19 protein-coding genes and 2 riboswitches are annotated in these 19,880 nt (G+C 66.1%); of the genes, 2 read left to right on the forward strand and 17 right to left on the reverse strand.

Annotation, left to right across the window (positions count from 1 at the left end; genetic code table 11):
- Positions 1–74: 74 nt before the first annotated feature.
- From IVA79_RS23610 to IVA79_RS23640, 7 genes are all read right to left on the reverse strand, one after another.
- On the reverse strand, positions 75–1,067 hold the full coding sequence (locus tag IVA79_RS23610) for a dipeptide ABC transporter ATP-binding protein (RefSeq protein ID WP_247557259.1): 993 nt from the start codon (positions 1,065–1,067) through the stop codon (positions 75–77).
- Complete coding sequence (locus IVA79_RS23615; RefSeq protein ID WP_247557261.1) at positions 1,064–2,053, reverse strand: ABC transporter ATP-binding protein; 990 nt, start codon at positions 2,051–2,053, stop codon at positions 1,064–1,066. The genes IVA79_RS23610 and IVA79_RS23615 overlap by 4 nt, the downstream gene beginning before the upstream one ends.
- Before the next feature lie 20 nt (positions 2,054–2,073).
- On the reverse strand, positions 2,074–2,997 hold the full coding sequence (locus IVA79_RS23620; RefSeq protein WP_247557262.1) for an ABC transporter permease: 924 nt from the start codon (positions 2,995–2,997) through the stop codon (positions 2,074–2,076).
- Positions 2,994–3,935, reverse strand: a complete 942-nt coding sequence (locus tag IVA79_RS23625) for an ABC transporter permease (RefSeq protein ID WP_247557263.1) — start codon at positions 3,933–3,935, stop codon at positions 2,994–2,996. The genes IVA79_RS23620 and IVA79_RS23625 overlap by 4 nt, the downstream gene beginning before the upstream one ends.
- 17 nt (positions 3,936–3,952) lie before the next feature.
- Entirely contained in the window at positions 3,953–5,554 is a 1,602-nt protein-coding gene (locus IVA79_RS23630) for an ABC transporter substrate-binding protein (protein WP_247557264.1), read from the reverse strand.
- 194 nt (positions 5,555–5,748) lie between these two features.
- Positions 5,749–7,176 carry a PepSY domain-containing protein gene (locus tag IVA79_RS23635; RefSeq protein WP_247557265.1) on the reverse strand — a complete coding sequence of 476 codons (1,428 nt, stop codon included), beginning with the start codon at positions 7,174–7,176 and terminating at the stop codon, positions 5,749–5,751.
- 12 nt (positions 7,177–7,188) lie between these two features.
- Positions 7,189–9,546, reverse strand: a complete 2,358-nt coding sequence (locus IVA79_RS23640; RefSeq protein WP_247557266.1) for a TonB-dependent receptor — start codon at positions 9,544–9,546, stop codon at positions 7,189–7,191.
- A gap of 115 nt (positions 9,547–9,661) precedes the next feature.
- Positions 9,662–9,865, reverse strand: a riboswitch (cobalamin riboswitch).
- A 72-nt stretch (positions 9,866–9,937) separates the two neighbouring features.
- Here IVA79_RS23640 and IVA79_RS23645 point away from each other — a divergent pair.
- The gene (locus IVA79_RS23645; protein ID WP_247557267.1) at positions 9,938–10,510 is read left to right on the forward strand and encodes a histidine phosphatase family protein; all 573 of its coding nucleotides are present in this window, start codon (positions 9,938–9,940) and stop codon (positions 10,508–10,510) included.
- Here IVA79_RS23645 and cobT read toward each other — a convergent pair.
- The 8 genes from cobT to cbiE form a co-directional block, all read right to left on the reverse strand.
- A complete protein-coding gene (cobT, locus tag IVA79_RS23650; RefSeq protein WP_247557268.1) occupies positions 10,503–11,555 on the reverse strand; it encodes a nicotinate-nucleotide--dimethylbenzimidazole phosphoribosyltransferase in 1,053 nt (350 codons plus the stop codon). The two genes, IVA79_RS23645 and cobT, sit on opposite strands and share 8 nt — an antisense overlap.
- A 10-nt stretch (positions 11,556–11,565) precedes the next feature.
- Positions 11,566–12,312, reverse strand: coding sequence for a precorrin-6A synthase (deacetylating) (gene cobF / locus IVA79_RS23655; RefSeq protein ID WP_247557270.1), 747 nt, complete (start codon positions 12,310–12,312; stop codon positions 11,566–11,568).
- Positions 12,313–12,352: 40 nt separating this feature from the next.
- The gene (locus tag IVA79_RS23660; protein WP_247557272.1) at positions 12,353–13,030 is read right to left on the reverse strand and encodes an energy-coupling factor ABC transporter permease; all 678 of its coding nucleotides are present in this window, start codon (positions 13,028–13,030) and stop codon (positions 12,353–12,355) included.
- Positions 13,031–13,066: 36 nt separating this feature from the next.
- Positions 13,067–13,287, reverse strand: a riboswitch (cobalamin riboswitch).
- 45 nt (positions 13,288–13,332) lie between these two features.
- Positions 13,333–14,064, reverse strand: a complete 732-nt coding sequence (gene cobA / locus IVA79_RS23665; protein WP_247557274.1) for a uroporphyrinogen-III C-methyltransferase — start codon at positions 14,062–14,064, stop codon at positions 13,333–13,335.
- Positions 14,061–15,371: a cobyrinate a,c-diamide synthase gene (locus IVA79_RS23670; protein WP_247557276.1), complete on the reverse strand. Its 1,311-nt coding sequence runs from the start codon at positions 15,369–15,371 to the stop codon at positions 14,061–14,063. The genes cobA and IVA79_RS23670 overlap by 4 nt, the downstream gene beginning before the upstream one ends.
- Positions 15,371–16,153, reverse strand: a complete 783-nt coding sequence (cobM, locus tag IVA79_RS23675; RefSeq protein WP_247557279.1) for a precorrin-4 C(11)-methyltransferase — start codon at positions 16,151–16,153, stop codon at positions 15,371–15,373. The genes IVA79_RS23670 and cobM overlap by 1 nt, the downstream gene beginning before the upstream one ends.
- The gene (locus IVA79_RS23680; protein ID WP_247557282.1) at positions 16,150–16,518 is read right to left on the reverse strand and encodes a cobalamin biosynthesis protein; all 369 of its coding nucleotides are present in this window, start codon (positions 16,516–16,518) and stop codon (positions 16,150–16,152) included. The genes cobM and IVA79_RS23680 overlap by 4 nt, the downstream gene beginning before the upstream one ends.
- Complete coding sequence (gene cbiE / locus IVA79_RS23685) at positions 16,515–17,696, reverse strand: precorrin-6y C5,15-methyltransferase (decarboxylating) subunit CbiE (RefSeq protein WP_247557285.1); 1,182 nt, start codon at positions 17,694–17,696, stop codon at positions 16,515–16,517. Before cbiE ends, IVA79_RS23680 begins: the two co-directional genes overlap by 4 nt.
- Here cbiE and IVA79_RS23690 point away from each other — a divergent pair.
- Complete coding sequence (locus IVA79_RS23690) at positions 17,695–18,441, forward strand: cobalt-precorrin-6A reductase (RefSeq protein ID WP_247557288.1); 747 nt, start codon at positions 17,695–17,697, stop codon at positions 18,439–18,441. The two genes, cbiE and IVA79_RS23690, sit on opposite strands and share 2 nt — an antisense overlap.
- Here the strand turns inward: IVA79_RS23690 and cobJ are convergent.
- Together cobJ and IVA79_RS23700 are read right to left on the reverse strand one after the other, a co-directional pair.
- Complete coding sequence (gene cobJ, locus IVA79_RS23695; RefSeq protein ID WP_247557291.1) at positions 18,417–19,151, reverse strand: precorrin-3B C(17)-methyltransferase; 735 nt, start codon at positions 19,149–19,151, stop codon at positions 18,417–18,419. The genes IVA79_RS23690 and cobJ overlap by 25 nt on opposite strands.
- A complete protein-coding gene (locus tag IVA79_RS23700) occupies positions 19,148–19,879 on the reverse strand; it encodes a precorrin-2 C(20)-methyltransferase (protein WP_247557295.1) in 732 nt (243 codons plus the stop codon). Before IVA79_RS23700 ends, cobJ begins: the two co-directional genes overlap by 4 nt.
- Position 19,880: the final 1 nt, after the last annotated feature.

Raw genomic sequence — 19,880 nt, forward strand, 5'->3', positions numbered from 1 at the left:
AGTGCGAAAACAACCCCATGCACAGTAGAACGGGGTTGTTTTCGTTGACGAATTTTCGACGCGAATCTCGCCCTTCAGCTGCTCATCGCTGCAGCGCCCTCGTCGAGATGACAGGCCACCCACTGCTCGTCTCCCGCCGCGCGCAGCACCGGCTCTTCGACCCGGCAGCGATCGAACACGAACGGACAGCGGGTGTGGAAGCGGCAGCCCTTTGGCGGATTGATCGGGCTCGGCACGTCGCCCTTGAGGATGATGGGATTGCGCTGGGCGCCGGGTTCGGGCAGCGGCACGGCCGAAAGCAGCGCCTTGGTGTAGGGATGCCTTGGCGCGGCAAAGATCTCACGGCGCGGGGCGACCTCGACGATCTTGCCGAGATACATCACGGCGACGCGATGGGTCATGTGCTCGACGATCGCGAGGTCATGGCTGATGAACAAAAGCGCGAGGCCGAACTCGCGCTGGAGATCCTGCAGCAAATTAACGATCTGCGCCTTGACTGAGACGTCGAGCGCCGAGACCGCCTCGTCGCAGACGATCAGCTCGGGCTCGGCCGCGAGCGCCCGCGCAATGCCGATACGCTGGCGCTGGCCGCCGGAGAACTCGTGCGGCCGGCGGTTCAGCGCCTCGCGCGGCAGGCGCACTGTGTCCATCAGCGACGTGACGCGGACCTCGAGATCTTCCGCGGATTTGGCGAGGCCGAAATTGCGGATCGGCTCGGCCAGGATGTCGCGCACGCGCATGCGCGGATTGAGGCTGGAGAACGGATCCTGGAACACCACCTGCACGCGCCGGCGCATCTGGCGCATCGTGCTTGGCGCGGCGTCGTCGATGCGCTGGCCGTCGAGGATCACCTGGCCTGCAGTGATGTCGAACAGCCGCAGGATGGCGCGGCCGACCGTCGACTTGCCGCAGCCGGACTCGCCGACCAGCGACAGCGTCTCGCCGCGCGCGATCTCGAAGGAGACGCCGTCGACCGCATAGACGAATTCGGGCTTGCGATTGAACAGGCCCCTCTTGACCGGAAAATGCTTCTTGAGGTCGTTGACCTGGAGCAGCGGAGCACTCATGCCGCGACGGCTCCCTTGGCCGCATAATGGCAGGCGGCGATGTGACGAGGCCCCTTCTCTTCGAGCCCCGGTGCATATTGCCGGCACAGATCGGTCGCAAGCGCACAGCGGCCGGCGAAGACGCAGCCGGTGATCGGCTTCCTGAGATCGGGCACCTGCCCGGGAATCTCGGCAAGCCGCCTTGCCGCGCCTGTTAGCGACGAGCCGAGCCGCGGCACCGCGCCTAACAGGCCTTGCGTATAGGGGTGGCGCGGCGAACGGAACAGCTCGGCCACAGGGGCCTCCTCGACCTTGCGGCCGGCATACATCACCATGACCCGTTCGGCGATCTCGGCGACGACGCCGAGATCATGGGTGATCAGGATGATGGCCGCACCAACCCGGCGCTTCAGGTCCAGCATCAGCTTGAGGATCTGCGCCTGGATCGTCACGTCGAGCGCGGTGGTCGGCTCGTCGGCAATGAGAAGCTTGGGATTGCAGGCGAGCGCAATGGCGATCATGACGCGCTGACGCATGCCGCCGGAGAGCTGATGCGGATATTCGCGCACCCTCCGCTTTGGTTCGGGAATGCCGACCAGTGTCAACATCTCGATCGCGTGCGCCTCGGCGGCCTGCTTGTCGAGGCCCTGATGGATCATCAGCGTCTCGCGGATCTGGCGGCCGACGGTCAGGACCGGATTGAGGCTGGTCATCGGCTCCTGAAAGATCATCGAGATGTCGTTACCGCGAATGGCGCGCATCTCGCGATCGGAGAGTTGCAGGAGGTCCCTGCCCGCAAAACGGATGGCGCCCGCGATCCTGCCCGGCGGCTCCGGGATCAGCCGCATCAGCGACATCGAGGTCACCGACTTGCCGCAGCCGGACTCGCCGACGATGGCGAGCGTCTCGCCCTCGTTGACATGGAAGGACACGCCGTCGACCGCGCGGTTGATGCCGCCGGGAGTGCGGAAATGGGTCTGGAGGTTTTCGACTTCGAGCAGCGCCATCGCGGGTCAGCCTCGATCCATCAGAGGCTCTTGGCCATGCGCGGATCGAGCGCATCGCGAAGGCCGTCGCCAAGCAAATTCACGGCGAGAACCGTGACGGACAGGAAGGCTGCCGGGAAGAACACGATGTAGGGCTTGACCTGCCACAGCGCGCGGCCCTCGGCCATGATATTGCCCCAGGACGGAATGGTCGGCGGCGTGCCGGCGCCGATGAAGGAGAGGATCGCCTCGGTGATCATGGCGCTGGCGCAGATATAGGTCGCCTGCACCAACATCGGCGCCACCGTGTTGGGCAGGATGTGGCGCAGGATGATCATCGGCGTGCGCGTGCCGCAGGCCACGGCCGCATCCACATAGGGCTGCTCGCGCAGCGACAGCACGACGCTGCGGACGAGGCGCGAGACGCGCGGGATCTCGGCAACAGTGATGGCGAGGATGACGTTGCCGACGCTGCCGCGGGTCAAGGCCATCAGCGCGATCGCGAGCAGGATCGGCGGGATCGACATCAAGCCGTCCATGAAGCGCATCAAAATGCCGTCGGCCCAGCGGATGAAGCCCGAGACCATGCCGATGGCAAGGCCGGCCGCGGATGCGAATATGGCAACTGAAAGCCCGACCGTGAGCGACACGCGCGCGCCAAACAGCACACGCGAATAGATGTCGCGGCCGAGCACGTCGGTACCGAACCAGAAATCCGCCGACGGCGCGCGCGTCCGCTTGGCGGGCGCGAGCGCGGTCGGGTCCACCGTCCAGAGATAGGGCGCGAAGATCGCGATCAGGACCAGCATCAGCAGTAGCGCACCGCCGATCGCAACGGTGGGATGGCCGCGCAACAGCCCGATGAAGCCGCGCCGGATCGTGACCGGCCGGAGGATCTCAGGCAGCTGTGGCGCAAGGACGAGGCCGGCCGGGAGCGATTGCGGATTGACGGTCGTATCGGTCAATAGCGGATCCTCGGGTCAACGAGCGTATAGATGACGTCGATCATCAGATTGACGAGGACGTAGACGAAGCTGAACAGCAGCACGATGCCCTGGATCACGGGATAGTCGCGACGCAGGATCGCATCGATCGTGAGCCGGCCGAGACCGGGGATCGCGAACACGCTTTCAGTCACCACCGCGCCACCGATCAGGAGCGCGATGCCGATCCCGATCACGGTCACAATCGGCACCGCCGCATTCTTCAGCGCGTGAATGAACAGGATGCCGCCCTGCCCGAGGCCCTTGGCCTTGGCCGTGCGGATATAGTCCTGCTGCAGCACTTCAAGCATGGCGGCGCGGGTGATGCGCGCGACCAGCGCGATATAGACGCAGCCGAGCGCGATCGCCGGCAGGATCAGATTTTCCAGCCACGGCCAGAAGCCTTGGTTGAGCGGCGTATAGCCCTGCACCGGGAGCCATTCGAGTTCGAGCGCGAAGATGTAGGCGAGCATGTAGCCGACCACGAACACGGGTAGCGAGAAGCCGAACACGGCAAAGCCCATGATGATGCGGTCGATCAGGCTGCCGGCCTTCCACGCCGCCACCACGCCGAGCGGCACGGCCACCACGATCGTCAGCAGCAACGTGACGATCATCAGCGACAGCGTCGGCCCTAAGCGCTGGCCGATCATCGCCGACACCGGCAAATTGGTGAAGATCGAGGTGCCGAGATCGCCGTGCAGGATGCGCCAGACCCAGCTGCCGAACTGGACCAGGAACGGACGGTCGAGGCCGAGGCTCTGGCGGATGCGCTCCACATCCTCCGGGCTCGCCTGGTCGCCCGCGATCACCACGGCCGGATCGCCCGGCGCGATGTAGAGCAGGCTGAACACGAACAGCGCGACGATCGCCATCACCGGCAAGGTCGCGACGATGCGACGGAGGATGTAAGAGAGCATCTGGCCTCAGCGTAGCATCAAGCAGACTTCGACACGCCCCAGAAGAACGGCAGCGGCCCCTTGGTGATGCCGGAGACGTTCTTGCGCCAGGCCGTGTAGGTCAGGAAGAAGCCCGTCGGCGCGTAGACGACATCCTCGATCGCTGCCTTGTTGACCCGCCCGATCGCCGCCTTCTCTTCCTCGAGATTCTTGGCGTCGAACCAGGATGTGATCTCCTTCTCGGTGTTCGGGCTATTGGGCCAGCCGAACCAGGCCTTGTCGCCATTGGCGCGGATGGCGGTGTAAGCAGCGGGCGTAATGCAATCGGCGCCGGCGTGCCAGCTGTGGAACATGTTCCAGCCGCCCTGTCCCGGGGGCGTCTTTGCGGCGCGACGGGAGCCGACGGTGCCCCAATCGGTGGCGACGAAGTCGACATTCATGCCGAGTTTCTTCAGGAGGTCCGCGGTGACGTCGCCTTGCGCCTTCGTGATCGGCTGATCCTGCGCGACGAGACACGTCACCGGCTGGCCGGAATAGCCGCTCTCGGCCAGCAGCTTCTTGGCGGCGTCGAAGTCGCGCTTGCCCTTCAGGATCTCGCCGCCCATCTCGCTGTAGAGCGGGGTATCAGGCGTGAAGAAGCCGGGCAGCGGCTTCCACAATGCGTTGTCGTCGCCGACGATCGCGCGCATATAGTCTTCCTGGCTGAGCGCCATCAGCACCGCACGCCGCGCCCGCACGTCGTTGAACGGCGCGAACATATGGTTCATGCGGAACGAGCCGATATTGCCGAGGGGATCGCCGATATCGACGCTGATGTTCTTGTTCTTCTTCAGCACGGGCACGAGATCGGCGATCGGGTTCTCCCACCAATCGACCTCGCCGTTCTGCAAGGCGGCCGCAGCGGTGGCCGGATCCGGCATCACCACCCACTCCACGCGATCGACCAGGATCTGCTTGCCGCCCGCGAGCCAGGATGCCTTCTCTTGCCGCGGCACGTAATCGGTGAACTTCTCGAACACCGCCTTTGCGCCGGGCACCCACTCGCCCTTGGCGAACTTCATCGGCCCGGAGCCGACATAGTCGGTGATCTGCTTGAACGGGTCGGTCTGCGCGATGCGCTCCGGCATGATGAAGCCGCACGGCGAGTTGTTCTTGGCCAGCGCGTACAGCATCTTCGGGAAAGGCTGCTTGAGGACCCATTTGAAGGTGCGGTCGTCGACGGCGGTGATCTCCTGCTGCAGCGCCTTGATCATCAGCCCCATCGGATCGCGCGCGGCCCAGCGCGACAGGCTCGCAACGACGTCCTTGGCCAGCACCGGCTCGCCGTCGTGGAACTTGAGACCCGGACGGAGCTTGAATGTCCAAATCTTGCCGTCGTCGGAGGTCTCCTCGGATTCGACCATCTGGCGCTGCGGCTGAAGCTGCGCGTCGATACCGTAGAGCGTGTCCCAGACCAGCGCCGCGGCATTGCGCACGACATATTGCGTGCCCCAGATCGGATCGAAATTGGCGAGATTGGCCTGCGGCACGAAGCGCAGAGTGCGCGCTGATGCGCCTTGCGCGATGGCGGGGGCCGAGAGGCCGGTCAATGCCAAACCGCCCGCGCCGGCCAGTCCCTTCAATACGGTCCTGCGATCCATGAAATCCTCCCAGTAATGCCGTGATGCCGGCCATCATTGGCCAAGGGCAGGTGAAACCAGAGCCCATTGGCTTGCAAATGGTATGCCACTAAACGCGGCTCCACCAGTGGGATCTCACCGTCATTTGGACAGGCCCAGACCTTAGCGAGCCGCCACCATAGCACGTTGCAATCGTGGCTTGGTTCGCCCTGGGGTCAGGCTGTCAGGGAGAGTCGCAGGCGCCGCCAGCCGATGACGATACCGGTCATGGAGAACACGAATCCCAGTGCGCAGAGCCCGACGATCACGATGTCGCGCAGGCGTGGATGTGCCATGAGGATCGGGAAGTCGAGTGTATGCAGGGCGCCGTACACCCAGCGATAGGCGCGCCGCGAGGCATCGAGCCTTTGCAGCACACTGCCGTCGGCGCCGTCGATGTCGAACCAGAGGTCGCCGCAGCGTGAGCGGTAGACCGGCGCACCGGGAATGACGGATCGAGCGGGATAGTCGTCGCTATCGGCAACAATGGACGGTGCGGCGCAGCCCGGGGCGAGGCGCGTCGTCAATTCCTGAACGTCGCGTGCGCCCAAGAATCCCGCGTATCCCTCATTGGGCGTCTCTGCTGCCTTGACCAGAGTCTGGCCGCCGAGAGCGATCCGGTCGCGTCGATAGACATGGCCGTTGAAGGCGAACCACTCGATCTCCCGGGCCGACGACGATATCGGCTGCTGGTCGAGCGACGAGGCAGCCGTCCAATCCGGCGCTGCAAACACCACGCCCGCTTCCGCCGCGGTCAGCTGCCCGCGCGAGAACAACCGGCCGTGGTCCATGGAGAGCCAGCCGCTGAAAATCCAGCTCAGCACAAACGCCGTGGCCGCAAGACCGATGAGATGATGCAGCGCGTGCCAGCCGCGATAAGGCGAGAACATCCGGCGTCCCTTGATCTGCAGGATTCCGAGCAACGCGCCCAGCATCGCTGCAATCAAGGCCAGCAGGGACAGTGTCCAGACCACGCGGTCCCACAGCGCCCAATTGCTTCTCAGCACCGTGGGGTAGATCCAGTGCAGCACGCTGCCGGCGAGATTCCAGCCGCGCTCGCGCTGCGTCGTATCCTGCACGATCTCGCCGGTGAGCGAGGAGACATAAACCTCCGTCCCCGCGGGATCACCGAGAGCAACGCGAAACAGCGGCCGGTGGCGATCGAAGCCGTTCGGCACGCTCCACTGATCGTAGTCCGCCTGCGCGAGGACCGTTGCGCGCGCGGCGTCGAGCCCGCGGCTGCGGGCGTGGCCCTGCGCGATGGCGAGCGCGGCATCGGAGGAAGTCACCCGGGCGTCCCGCCCATCGGAGGCGCGGACCGAGCGCAGGCGCGACGGCCCCGACACGATGTAGACCGGCCCGTCACTCCGCTGAATCAGCCGGACGCGCACGGCATCCTCGATCCCGCTGGCGGCAACCGCGTCGTGCACCGCCATTCGAACCTGCGCGCCATCCACCGGCGCGAGGCCGGCAAAACGCTCCGCTTCCGTCAGCGACGGGAACGGAACGAAGTGCATCACGATTCCGGTCGCGAACCACATCGCGAACAGCAGGCAGAACGCGATCCCGAGCCAGCGGTGCAGCAGGATGATCGCACTCATCATGCGCTCAAGGCCTCACCATTTGAACGCAGCCGAGAGCTCATAGGTGCGCGGCGCGCCCAAGAGGATCTGGTCGGGATAGAACGGATCGCCCCAGATCGCGTAGCGCTTGTCGGTGATGTTGCGGACGCGGAAGGTCAGGCGGGCCTGATCGATCGCGCTGAACACCGTTTTGGGGATGTCGACGAAGGCGTAGACGTCGGCGACGGTATAGGCCTTCATCGTCACCGTGTTGGCGTCGGTGTTGTAGCGGTCGCCGACATGGCGGCCGGTGATGCCGAGCTCCACCGGCCAGGGCGTGAAGAACCGATACGACGCGCCTGCATTGGCGACGATGCGCGGCACGTTCGGCGGCGTGTTGCCGGAGAACGAGCCGCCGACAAAATTGTAATCGGCGTAACGTGCGTCGACATAGGCTATGTTGCCCCACAGCCGTAGCGGCTCGATGGGGCGCACGGATGCGGCGAGCTCGACGCCCTTGGATTCCTGCCGCCCGGCGATGTTGAGCGCCTGCCCGCCGGCCGCGGCATAGACGTTCTTGCGCAGGATGTCGTAGGCCGAGAACGACCACTCTGCCCTGTTGTCCCAGAACAGGTGCTTGACGCCGGTCTCGTAGGTGCGCGCGGTGGTCAGGTCGAGCGGCTGGGTCGGCCCTAGCAGGAAGATGTTGTTGGCGGAGACGTCGGCGCCGGTGGCATACTGGCTGAAGAAGGTCAGGCCGGGCACGGCTTCCCAGGTGTAGCCGATGCGCCCAGTCACGGGCGCCCAGTCTTTCGTGAACGGGAAGCCCGCATTCACCAGGCCGGCGGCATCGGTCGAGTTGCGGTCGAGCCCGATGTGCTCGACGCGCAGGCCGCCGATCAGTGCAAACGTCCGCGTCAGCTTGAGCCGGTCTTCGAACGACAGCGCCTCGTTGTCGATGCGCGCGGTCTGCTGCTTGGTCGTGAGCAGGCCGTAGAAGCCACGGTTGGGATCGACGAGATCAACGGAATCGCCGGGAAAGTTTGCGGCGCCCGGCCTGACGAAATCGAGATAACTCGAGGACAACGTCGTGACCAGTCGATTGTCGAAGCCGGCGATATCACTGTCCCAGATCAGGTCGGTGATGTTGCCGACGAGGCGCTGGCTGTGTGCGACATAGAACCGCTCGCGATCGACCAGGTTCGTGGTGGAATTGAACGCTTCAATCTCGTTGTTGAACCATTTGCGCTCGGCGCCATAGCCATACGCCTGACTTTTCAGCGTCAGGTCGGGCGCGAGCTTGAGCTCGAAGCCGCCGCGCAGCCACACCTCCTGCGCTACGTTGCTATTGTCGAGGACGTTGTAATTGGTGTTGAAGGTGCGGTCGTCGATGGTCACCGCGCCGAGGTTGGTTTTGTTGTAGTTAGAGACGTAATTGCCGGAGACGATCCCGCTCGTCGCGTGCGAGCCGCTATAGGCGATCGGCACCAGCGGTGCGCCCCAATAGGCTTTCGATCGGTCTTCCCGATACTCGATCGCACCCCAGACCTTGAGGCTGTCGGAGACCCGGTAATTGAGCTGGCCGGACGTGCCGAACGTCTTGACATTGGTGTCGTCGGCAAAGCCGTTGAGCGTGGAACGGCTGATGTCGAAGCGGTAGTCCAGCCCCTGCACATTGGTGCTGCCGCCGGAGCCGTAATGGGCGCGGAACGAGTTCAGCGAGTCCCAGGAGAAATCAGCTTCGTTCCTAACAGCTCCGGTGTGCGGCTGCTTGGTGACGAAATTGATGGCACCACCGGCGGCGCCCTCGCCCGAGATTAGCGAGGCCGGGCCTTTGAGGAATTCCACGGCTTCCAGATTGGCGGTGTCGGTGATCCGCGAGGTCATGTTCTGCGGACCGATCTTGATGCCGTTGTAGAGCGTGTTGATCTGGCTGTTGGTGAAGCCGCGCATGGAAAAGGCGGAGGGCTCGGCCGGATTGTCGCCAGAGGTAACGCCGACCGCGCCCTGCGCTACCTCGGACACGGTGCGATAGCCTTGCTCGCGCATGGTCTCGGCCGAGATCACCTCGACGGTTGCGGGCGTCTGCCGCACCGTCAAGCCGAGGCGCGAAGCGCTTTCGGCGACGGCGTTGGAGTTGAGTGGCGTTTGCGCGGTAGCAGCCGGCACGGCGGGCTTGGGCGCGGCGGGTGCGACTGCTGGCCTGCGCGCGGCCACGCGGCGTGCACTCTGCGCGTCCCGGCCCGCCGGCTTGGCCTGCTTGCTGGATTCAGCGGGCGACACCTCGACCGGCGGCAGCGGTTCGCGGGCCTGCTGCGCCAGCGCTGCAGGCAGATCGAGAGCAGCAAAGGATGTGAGCGCGGCGGAAGCAAGCAGGAGACGGTGCGGTCGGAAAAGACGGATGGAAGACACGGCACAAAACCTCGGCATGACGTCAGTGGCACGTCACAGCGAACGAGGTCTCACCTTTTGGCCCTTGAGCCGTCCGATGAAGCCGAATGTCTGTACTCCCCGACCGACATCTTCGCGTGTGACCACGGCTGACGGCAGGTCTCCTGGCTCGCGGGTCGATCACCGCTTCGTCGCCTTCCCGGGACCGAGGACCCAGTGGCTTCTGACGAAGGATTATCCGCTCACAGTTGCGGGGGCAGCCACGGCATTGGGGACAATCTCCCCGCACCGCATTCCCTTTTCATCCCCTCTCGGGGAAACCGTCGCGAGCATCTAGGATTACCATCAGGACGGAGTCAATGTGCCAATTGCTGTGTTATGGCCACAGCGACCAACTTCCTTGGAGATGAGCATGGAAGGCGAGACCTTCCTCTGGCTGATCCGGCACGCGCCGGTCGATGGCATCAAAGGGACGATCCACGCCGCCGATGCGCCGGCTGATCTCGGCGATCGCGCGCAATTGGAAGCGCTGCGGCGGCGTCTGCCCGGGAATGCCGCCAGCTATGCCAGCCCGTCGCGGCGCACGGTCGAGACGGCGCGCGCGCTGGGGCTCGATCCGGAGTTGATCGGTGAATTCCGCGAGCAGGATTTCGGCGATTGGACCGGCCATCGGCACGACGAGCTCGCTGCCACCGGCGGCGAGACTTACGCGCAGTTCTGGAATGATCCGGCTGGCGGACGGGCACCGGGCGGCGAGAGTTTTGCGGACCAGGTCGCGCGCGTCAGGCTGGGTCTGGCGCGGATCGGGGCCGGATCGGCGACGCTCGTCGTGCATTCCGGCACCATCCGGGCCGCGCTCTGCATCGCGCTGGATCTGACGCCGCAGGCCGCCTTGCGCTTCGTGATCGATCCGCTGTCGCTGACCCGGATCGATCGCCTCGCGGGCGGCTGGCGCGTCGTCTCCGTCAACCAGCGGATCAGCTAGGCCTGTCAGGCACGTTGGCCTCTGCGAACGTTGCCATGCCGTTGTGGAGGCTGCACGCCGACCGCACCAGCGGCAGCGCGATGGCGGCGCCCGATCCCTCGCCGAGCCTGAGATCGAGACTGATCAACGGCTGCACGTTCAGCGCGCGCAGCACCAGGCGATGCCCCTGCTCGGCCGATTGATGCGAGGGCAGCAGGAACGGCTGGCACGACGGATTCAGCCGCACTGCTGCGAGCGCTGCGACCGATACGATGAAACCGTCGATCAGGACGGGGATGCGGGCTTGCGCAGCCGCGATGATCGCGCCTGAGATCGCCGCAATCTCGAGGCCGCCTACGTCGCACATGATTTTTTCAGGCGACGCCCCGGCAGCGTCATGCAGCGCAATCGCCGCATCGATCACCCGCGCCTTGTGCGCGCGCCCGGCCGCATCGACGCCGGTGCCACTGCCCGCGATTTCCTCGGCACTCACACTGAGCAGGCTGGCCGCAATCGCCGCCGAAGCCGTGGTGTTGCCGATTCCCATCTCACCGAAGATCAAGAGATCGGGCCGATTGGTCGCCGTACGCGCAACTGCGCGCTGGCCGGCCTCGAAGGCAAACGCCAGCTCCGCAAGGGTGAGCGCGGCCTCGGTACTGAAATCGCGCGTCCCAGTGCGCGGCTTGTCGACGACGACGCCCGTCATCGCGTCTGTCGCCAGCGTGCCGGCGTCGACGACTTCCAGGCTCGAGCCAAGCTCGCGCGCCAGCACCGAGATCGCGGCGCCGCCCGAGGCAAAATTCGCCATCATCGCGATGGTCACCGCTTGCGGATAGGCCGAGACGCCCTGCGCGGCGATGCCGTGGTCGCCGGCGAAGACGATGATCGGCACGCGCGCCGCGCGCGGCTGCTCCGTCGCCTGCAAGCCTGCAAGCTCGATCGCAAGCTGCTCGAGCCGACCGAGCGCACCGGTCGGCTTTGTCAGATGCGCCTGCCGTGCGATCGCGGCCTCGCGATGGACCGCGGAGATTTCGGGGCACCGGTGATAGACCCATTCGGGGAGCATGCTGCCTCGCTTAACCGACGCGCTTGAGAATATAGCTGTCCATGATCCAGCCATGCCGCGCGCGCGCCTCCCGCCGCGCTGCGACGATGCGCGGGCCGATCTCGGCGAGCGCGCCGGACATAATGATCTGATCGGGCATGCCGAGATAGGCGCCCCAATAGATTTGAAGACCTGCCGGATCCAACGACTGGAACGCCGTGCCGCCGTCGAGCATCACGACCACAGTATCGACGCCTGCCGGCCAGCCGCCTTCGCGCAGGCGCCGTCCCGTCGTGACCAGAAAAGGCTCGCCGATGTCGTTGAGCGGCAGCGCATGCGCCGCGCATAGCGCCTGGATCGAGGTGATGCCGGGCACGACCTCGATTTTGGAAGGATCGAACCGGCGCGCAATGCGCAGCGAGGAATCATACAGCGAAGGATCGCCCCAGATCAGCAGCGCGACCTTGCCCTCGCCTGCAAGATGTTTTGCGATCGCTTGCTGCCAGGTCGCGGCGACCGCATCGTGCCAATCGTCCACGCCCTTGCGATAATCCGCTTCACCGGCATCGCGCACGGGAAGATCGAACTCGGCGATAACGGTTTTGTCGTTGGCCAGCACGTCCGCGCAGATCGTCCGCCTGAGATCGGCAAGATCGGACTTCGCCGTCCCCTTGCGCGGGATCAGGACGAGATCGGCCGCGTTGATCGCCTGGATCGCGGCGCGCGTGAGCTGGTCGGGATCGCCGCAGCCGATGCCTATCAGGGAGAGCGTGAGCATCGCGAGCGCGAAGGGCGGCGTACCGCCCTTCGCTGATCTCTCAGGCCGCGTTGTGCAGGCGCGGGGTGACGAGGCCGGGCGCGGTGACGCCGCGGAGCGACTTCGCCAGCGCCAGCACGGCGAGATCGGCCAGCGGCTCGATCACGATGACGAGCGCGTAAGAAGCCGCGAACGTCGCGATGCTCGCGAGGTTGCTCATGGCAAAACCGGAGCCATAGAGCGCCCAGAACGCCACCCAGGCGATCACGCCGGCCTGATAGGTCGTCGAGAGCCCCAGCGCCTGCCGATACTTCAAATCGACATAGGCGGTGTTGCGGGCAATGATCCGTGTGGCGATTGCCTGGATCGCGAACAGCGGCACCAGCAACGTCGTGACGTTCATGCCGTATTGCGGGATGTCGGCCGGCTCGAACAACACGCCCTGGAGCAGCAGGCCAAGCGCGAGGCCGAAGGCGGCGGGCGCGGCGCCGAACAGCAGGAACAGGGTCGAGCCGAGGATGAAGTGCACCTCGGAGACGCCGACCGGGAAGTGCGGCAGAACCTGGAAGAACACGAAGACAAGGCCCGTCGTGGCGAGCGTTCGCGCTGCGAACGAGCCGATGCCCTGCTCCCGCACGGTCTCGGCCGCAAGCTTCAAGGCAACGCCGCCTGCGGCGATGCCGGTTGCGTAACTCAACACGAGCTTGGCGCCCGTTACGATTCCGGGTTCGATATGCATGGCTCAGTTCCTTCCTGCCGTCACACCCGACGGCCTTGGCCTCAAAACGTGCAGGGCCGGTCTCCTGGCTCGCGGTTCACTGGGTATCTCCGGCCTTCCCGAGCCTTGCGGCCCAGTGGCTGATCGGAGTCCCTCACCGCTTACAGTCGCGGGGGCGGCTGGGGTTTTGGGCGCCGCAACTGGGTCCGCCCACCCCCATTCCCGATTATGCTCCGGCGCTTTGCGCCGCGTCGAGCACCATGCCTCTCCTGTGTGCCCCTTTCGGCGAGCCGGCGTCAAGGGGCGAAGGGCGGCCGCGGCCGTCATGACGGATAATCCCCCGCCAGCGCGCCGAACAGGATCACCGCAGCCGTCGAGGCAGCGCCGCCACGGGCAAGCTGCTCGGCAAGCTCGGCAATGGTGGTGCGGACCAGCCGCTCGTCGGGGCGGCCGAGGGATTCGGCGAACAGCGCCGGGGTATCGGCGGAGAGACCGTGTGCGATCAAGTTTGCGGCAAGCGCAGGGAAGGTGCGCCGGCCCATATAGACCACGGTCGTCGCTTCAGGATCGGCCAGTGCTGCCCAATTCAGATTCGGCGGCAGCTCGCCGGTGACATCGGCCCCGGTCACGAACTGCACCCGGCGCGATGTATGGCGACGGGTCAAGGGGATGCCGGCTTGCGCGGCGGCCACACAGGCCGAGGTGACGCCTGGGATGATCTCATAGCCGATGCCGGCCTCGCGCAGCGTCTCGAGCTCTTCTTCGAGCCGGCCGAAAATCCCGGCATCGCCGGACTTCAGCCGCACCACGCGTACGCCTGTTGCGGCATAGTCGACCAGGAGACGGTTGACATGGTGCTGCTTGGTCGAGGGTCGCCCCGCCCGCTTCCCGACCGCGACGAGATTAGCGCCGGGCCGGGCGAGATCGAGGATCGCGCCCGAGGCGAGATCATCGTAAAGCACGACGTCGGCCTCGCGCAGCCGCGCGGCGCCCTTCACCGTCAGGAGCTCGGGATCGCCGGGGCCGGCCGAGACGAAAGAGACAAAACCGCTCACCTGTCCTCCGCGATCAGATGGAAGAACGTACCGGTGGCACGTCCGCGCTGCGAGCCGGTCTCGGCGATGATTGCGCCGGTTGCATCATGCACCGCCGCCAGCGGCCTGTCAGGCTGCGCAACGATCGTCGAATAGTGAAACTCGTGGCCGCGCAGACGCGCGCCGGCCCGATGGCCCGGTATCGGCGCGGCGAGTTCGGCGAGGCGATAGCCCAGATGCATGCGGCGTTTGGCAAAGCTGGTCTCGAGGCCAAGCAGGCCCGTCATCTCATGGCGGATCCCGTCCGCGTCGGTCAAAGCGGTTCCCAGCACCATATAGCCCCCGCATTCGCCGTGCACGGAGCGCGTTTCAGCGAAGGCTCGCAAGGCGCTGCAAAAACGAACGTTGGAAGCGATCCTGCCGGCATGGAGCTCGGGATAACCGCCGGGCAGCCAGCAGACGTCGGCGCTCGCGTCAGGCACTTCATCGGCCAGCGGCGAGAACGGCAATATCTCGGCGCCCGCCACGCGCCAGGCTTCCAGCATATGCGGATAGACGAAGGAGAATGCGGCATCGCGCGCGAGCGCAATGCGCTGGCCGGGCGGCGTCACGTTCAGGCCGTTCGCGGCAGGCTGCGGCGGCCAGCTCGCTGCGGATCGCAGCACCGCGTCGAGATCGACATGCTCGGCAACGAACCGCGCGGCCTCGTCGATCAGCTTGCCGATCTCCGCTTGCTCTTCGGCCTGCACCAGGCCGAGATGCCGCTTCGGCAGGCTGATCTCGGCATGACGCGGTAGCGCTCCGAACACGGCAATGCCGGCATCATTGAGCGCGCGCCGCACCAGGTCTTCATGGCGCGGGCTGGCGACGCGATTGAGCACGACGCCGGCAAGCCGCACGCCGGGGCGATAATCGCGCAGGCCCGCGGCGATTGCCGCCGCCGTCTGCGCCTGGCCGGACGGATCGATCACCAGGACCACCGGCCAGCAAAACATCTCCGCGATGTCGGCGGTGGCACCGGTGCCGGAGACGCCGCGCGCGGCGACGCCGTCGAACAGGCCCATCGATCCCTCGGCCAGCACAACATCGGCATCCGCGCCACGGCTGACGAGATGCGCGATGGTGCCGCGATCCATTGCCCAGCTATCGACGTTGACGGAGGCGCGTCCCGTGGCGGCAGCGTGAAAGGCGGGATCGATGTAATCAGGCCCGCTCTTGAAGCACTGCACGTTCAGGCCGCGATTGCGCCAGGCACGCGCGAGCGCCAGCGTCAGCGTGGTTTTGCCGACGCCGGAGGCCGGTGCGGAGATGACGAGGCCTGCCGCCATCAGGTCGCCTCCGGAAATCGCGGTTCAGGGCCGACAGGCCGATAGCGGCGGTCGTAGTCGGCGGCATAGAGGCGGCTCTCGTCGAAATCCGCAGCGCCAAGCGTCTTGCCGACCAGAATCAGCGCGGTGCGTTCCATCTCAGTGCCGACAGCGGCATCGAGTGTGCCGAGCGTCGCGCGGACGATGCGCTGGTCTGGCCAGCTCGCGCGCCAGACAATGGCGACCGGGCAATCCGCGCCGTAATGCGGCGTGAGCTCGGCGACGACGTTGTCGAGCAGATGGATCGACAGATGGATCGCGAGAACTGCACCAGTGGCAGCGAACGCGGCCAGCCTCTCGCCTTCGGGCATCGCGCTGGCGCGGCCCGGCGCGCGCGTCAGCACCACGGTCTGGGCAAGCCCCGGCAGCGTCAGCTCGGTTTCCAACGCGGCCGCAGCGGCGGAGAAGGACGGCACACCCGGTGTGACCGTATAGGGAATGCCGAGCGCACGCAGGCGGCGGAGTTGCTCGCCCATCGCGGACCAGATCGAGAGATCGCCGGAATGTAAGCGAGCGACATCCTTGCCGTCCGCATGCGCGGCGGCGATCTCCGCGACGATCTCGTCGAGCGACAGGGATGCGGTATTGACGATGCGCGCCCCACGCGGGCAATGCGCCAGCACGCCTTCGGGCACCAGCGAGCCGGCATAGAGACAGACTGGACAGGCCGCGATCAGGTCGCGGCCGCGCAAGGTCAGCAAGTCAGGCGCGCCGGGTCCTGCGCCGATGAAATGCACCGTCATGCGCCATCTCCTTCGGCAATCGCCGCGGTCGCGGTGCGATCCTTCGAGACAACGCGTGTCGCAATCAGCCGCGCGCGAGGCCCGGCCGCAGCGAGCGCCGCGGCTTCGGCGATCGAACCCGTGCCAAATTTTTCAGCGACAAGCTTCGACTGCGTCGGCGTGTCGATGCTCGCCAGCATATCGGCCGGAACTGCCTTGATCGGCACACCGCACTCACGCGCGAGCTGCTTCAGCGACTCTGTATCGGCCTTGTCGCAGACAGTCGCCATCGCCGACAGACCTTCCGGACCACCCGCTGCCAGCAGTGCGTCGCGCAGCGAAGCGAGCGCGACATCCTTCTTGAACCCGAATCCGGCGACCTTCATCGGACCGCACTCCACTGCACTACCGGCCGTGCCCCTTCCCAGGACCGATAGCGGCCGAGCGAGCCGGCATGTGCGATCTCGACCCGCATCAGTTCGCCGCCGTGGCGCTGATGCAGCTCGCCGAGCAGCGCATCCGTCTCCAGCGTCACCGCGTGCGCAACGAGCCGCGTTCCAGGCGCAAGCCGCGACCAGATCGCATCGAACATCGCGGTATCAAGACCGCCGCCAACGAAGACGGCATCTGGCGCTTCTAACCCAGCAAGAGCTTCGGGCGCCCTCCCCGTGATGATGGTGATCCGATGCGAAAGCCCGAACGCCGCCGCATTGCTGCGGATGTTTGCAACGCGATCCTCGCGCGCCTCGATGGCGATCGCCGTGCCGCCGCACAGACCCCACTCGACAGAGATCGAGCCCGAGCCTGCGCCGATATCCCAGAGACGTTCGCCGGGACGTGGCGCCAACGCCGAGAGGGCGAGCGCGCGCACGGGCCGCTTGGTGATCTGGCTGTCGTGGACGAATAGGTCGTCCGGCAGCCCTGAGCTGCGGGGAATGCCCTGCGTCCCCCTCGCCAACACCGCGACCGCGACCAGATTTGCGCTGACTTCCTCGGCAAAGAGGTCGACGCGATGCTGGTCAATGTATTCCCGTGGCCCGCCCAGCGCCTCGAGCGTCCACATCAATGACGCGCCCCATCCGCGTTCGGTCAGCCATTTCGCGAGATCGCCGACCGCCGCCGCGTCGCGCATCAGGCAGATGATGCGCGCATCTCGCACAAGATGCGTCACCAGACGCTCGAACGGCGCCGCATGGAGGCCGATGCACGTCGTGGCCTCCAGTCGCCAGCCCAAGCGCGCGGCGGCGAGCGAGAAGGTTGACGGTGCCGGATGCGCGGTCCACTCGTCGCTACCGATCTTCTCGGTAAGGCTCGCGCCTGCGCCATGCCAGAACGGGTCGCCGGAGGCGAGCGCCACCGTCGGCCGGCCACGGCAGCTCAGCACCGCATCGGCGTTGAAGGGCACCGGCCACGGACGGCCGCGACTTCCCACATCTGCAAGGGCGAGATGCCGTTCGCCGCCGAACACGGTTTCGGCCTCATCGAGCGCCTTTCGGCTTGCCTCGGATAGCCCGGCAAGGCCATCTTCGCCGATACCGATGATGGTCAGCCAGGGATCAGACATGATGCGCGCCCTCATTCTGGGCGGAACTGCCGATGCGAGCTTGCTCGCCGTGGAGATCGCGCGCGCCGGCATCGACGCCATCTATTCCTATGGCGGCCGCACTCGCGCGCCTGCGGATCAGCCACTGCCGACCCGCATCGGCGGTTTCGGCGGCGTGAGCGGACTTGCCGATTACATCCGCAGCGAACGCATCACGCATGTGATCGACGCGACGCATCCGTTCGCTGCCGAGATGAGCCGCAATGCGGTCGCGGCCTGCGCACAGACCGATACGCCGCTGATCGCGCTTGAACGCGCGCCCTGGCTGAAGACGCCTGGCGACAACTGGACCGACGTCGCAGATGTCAACGCCGCGGTCGCTACGCTGCCCGAGACGCCTGCAAACGTGTTCCTCGCCATCGGCCGCCAGCACATCGCGCCCTTCGCGACGAAGCCGCAACATTCCTACACGCTGCGCTTCGTCGATCCACCGGAAGCACCGCTGCCCTTCGCAGCCGATGTGATTGTGTCGCGCGGGCCGTTTACACTTGATAGCGAGCTGGAGATGATGCGCACGCGCGGCATCGCCTGGATCGTCGCCCGCAACTCCGGCGGCGACGGCGCGCGCGCCAAGATCGATGCGGCGCGCATGCTCGGGCTGCCCGCGATCATGATCTCGCGGCCGGAACTGCCTGAGCGTCGGCGTGTGGAGAGCGTCACTGACGTGATGCAGTGGCTCGGTCATTCGACCCGCCTTGGTGAGTAGACCCAACGGCCGACGCGGCGCGTCTGCGAATTGCCGACGATCACCAATGTGCGCATGTCGGCCATTTCTGGCCGGGCCTCGTTCAGCGTGACGGTCTCGATCCTCTCGTCAGCCGCGCTGATCGCGCGCGCGAAGATCACGAGGCGCTCGCCGCAGCCGGCCTCGCGAAGCACCGCAAGCGCGCGGCCAAATCCTTCGGGCCGGCTCGCCGAGCGCGGATTGTACATCGCAATCGAAAAATCGGCTTCCGCCGCGAGGCGCAGCCTTTTTTCGATCACCGTCCAGGGCTTGAGGTTGTCGGAGAGATTGATCGCGCAGAAATCATGGCCGAGTGGCGCACCGGCGCGCGCAGCCGCCGCCAGCATCGCGGTAATGCCCGGCAGCACGCGGATCGGCAAGTCCTGCCATTGCGGCACCCGTTCCAACGCCTCGAACACCGCCGAGGCCATCGCGAACACGCCGGGATCGCCGGAAGACACGACCACGACCTGCCCGCCTTCGGCGGCAAGCCGCAAAGCCTCGCTGGCGCGTTGCAGCTCTTCGCGGTTATCGGAGGGATGCAGGTTGAGTCCAGGCCGGGGCGGAACGCGCGCGACATAGGGTGCATAACCCAGAATGTCGGTCGCGGATGCCAATGCGGCCGTGACCTCGGGTGTCACCAGCGCATCGCTGCCGGGACCAAGACCCGCGATGGTCAAGGTGCCCGTCATTCCGCGGCGTCCAGATGCCGGCCCTTGCCGTGCACCAGCACGATCGCGAAATAGGGACAGTCGGCGCCATCGATCTCGGCGAGCCGCACCACGCGCTCGCCCGGCATGGTGCCGCGCTCGACCAGCCAGGCGTCGTCCAGCCGGCCGGCGGCGCTGAGCGCCCGGCGCACCTTTGCGAGATTGCGGCCAGTCTTCATGACGATAAGCGCATCGGAATCGCGCATGCGCCGCGCGAGCTCGTCCTCAGCCAGCGTTCCCATCAGCACGGTCGTGACGTCATCGCCGAGCGCGATCGGCTGACCGACGCCGTTCCAGCAGCCGACCATGCCGGGAATGCCGGCGATCACCTCGATCTCGACCCGGCCCTGCAGGCGCGAGTGCAAATGCATGAATGAGCCGTAGAAGTAGGGATCCCCCTCACAGAGCACGACAACGTCGACCGCCCGCGCCAGCCGCGCCAGGCGCTCGGCCCATTCATCGTAGAAGCCGGCGAGCAGCTGCACATATTCAGCGCTGTCGAACGCAATTTCGGTCGTGACAGGATATTCCATGGGATATTCGGCGACATCCGCCGCCAGCATGCCCTCGACGATACGGCGCGCCTGGCCCGGCCGGCCCATCTTGCGGAAATAGGCGACATGCCTGGCGCCGCGCACCGTCCGGTCCGCGCGCACGCTCATCAGATCAGGATCGCCGGGGCCGAGACCGCAGCAGATGATGCGTCCCATT

The organism is Bradyrhizobium sp. 138 (assembly GCF_023074075.1).
In the GTDB taxonomy this organism is placed as follows: domain Bacteria; phylum Pseudomonadota; class Alphaproteobacteria; order Rhizobiales; family Xanthobacteraceae; genus Bradyrhizobium.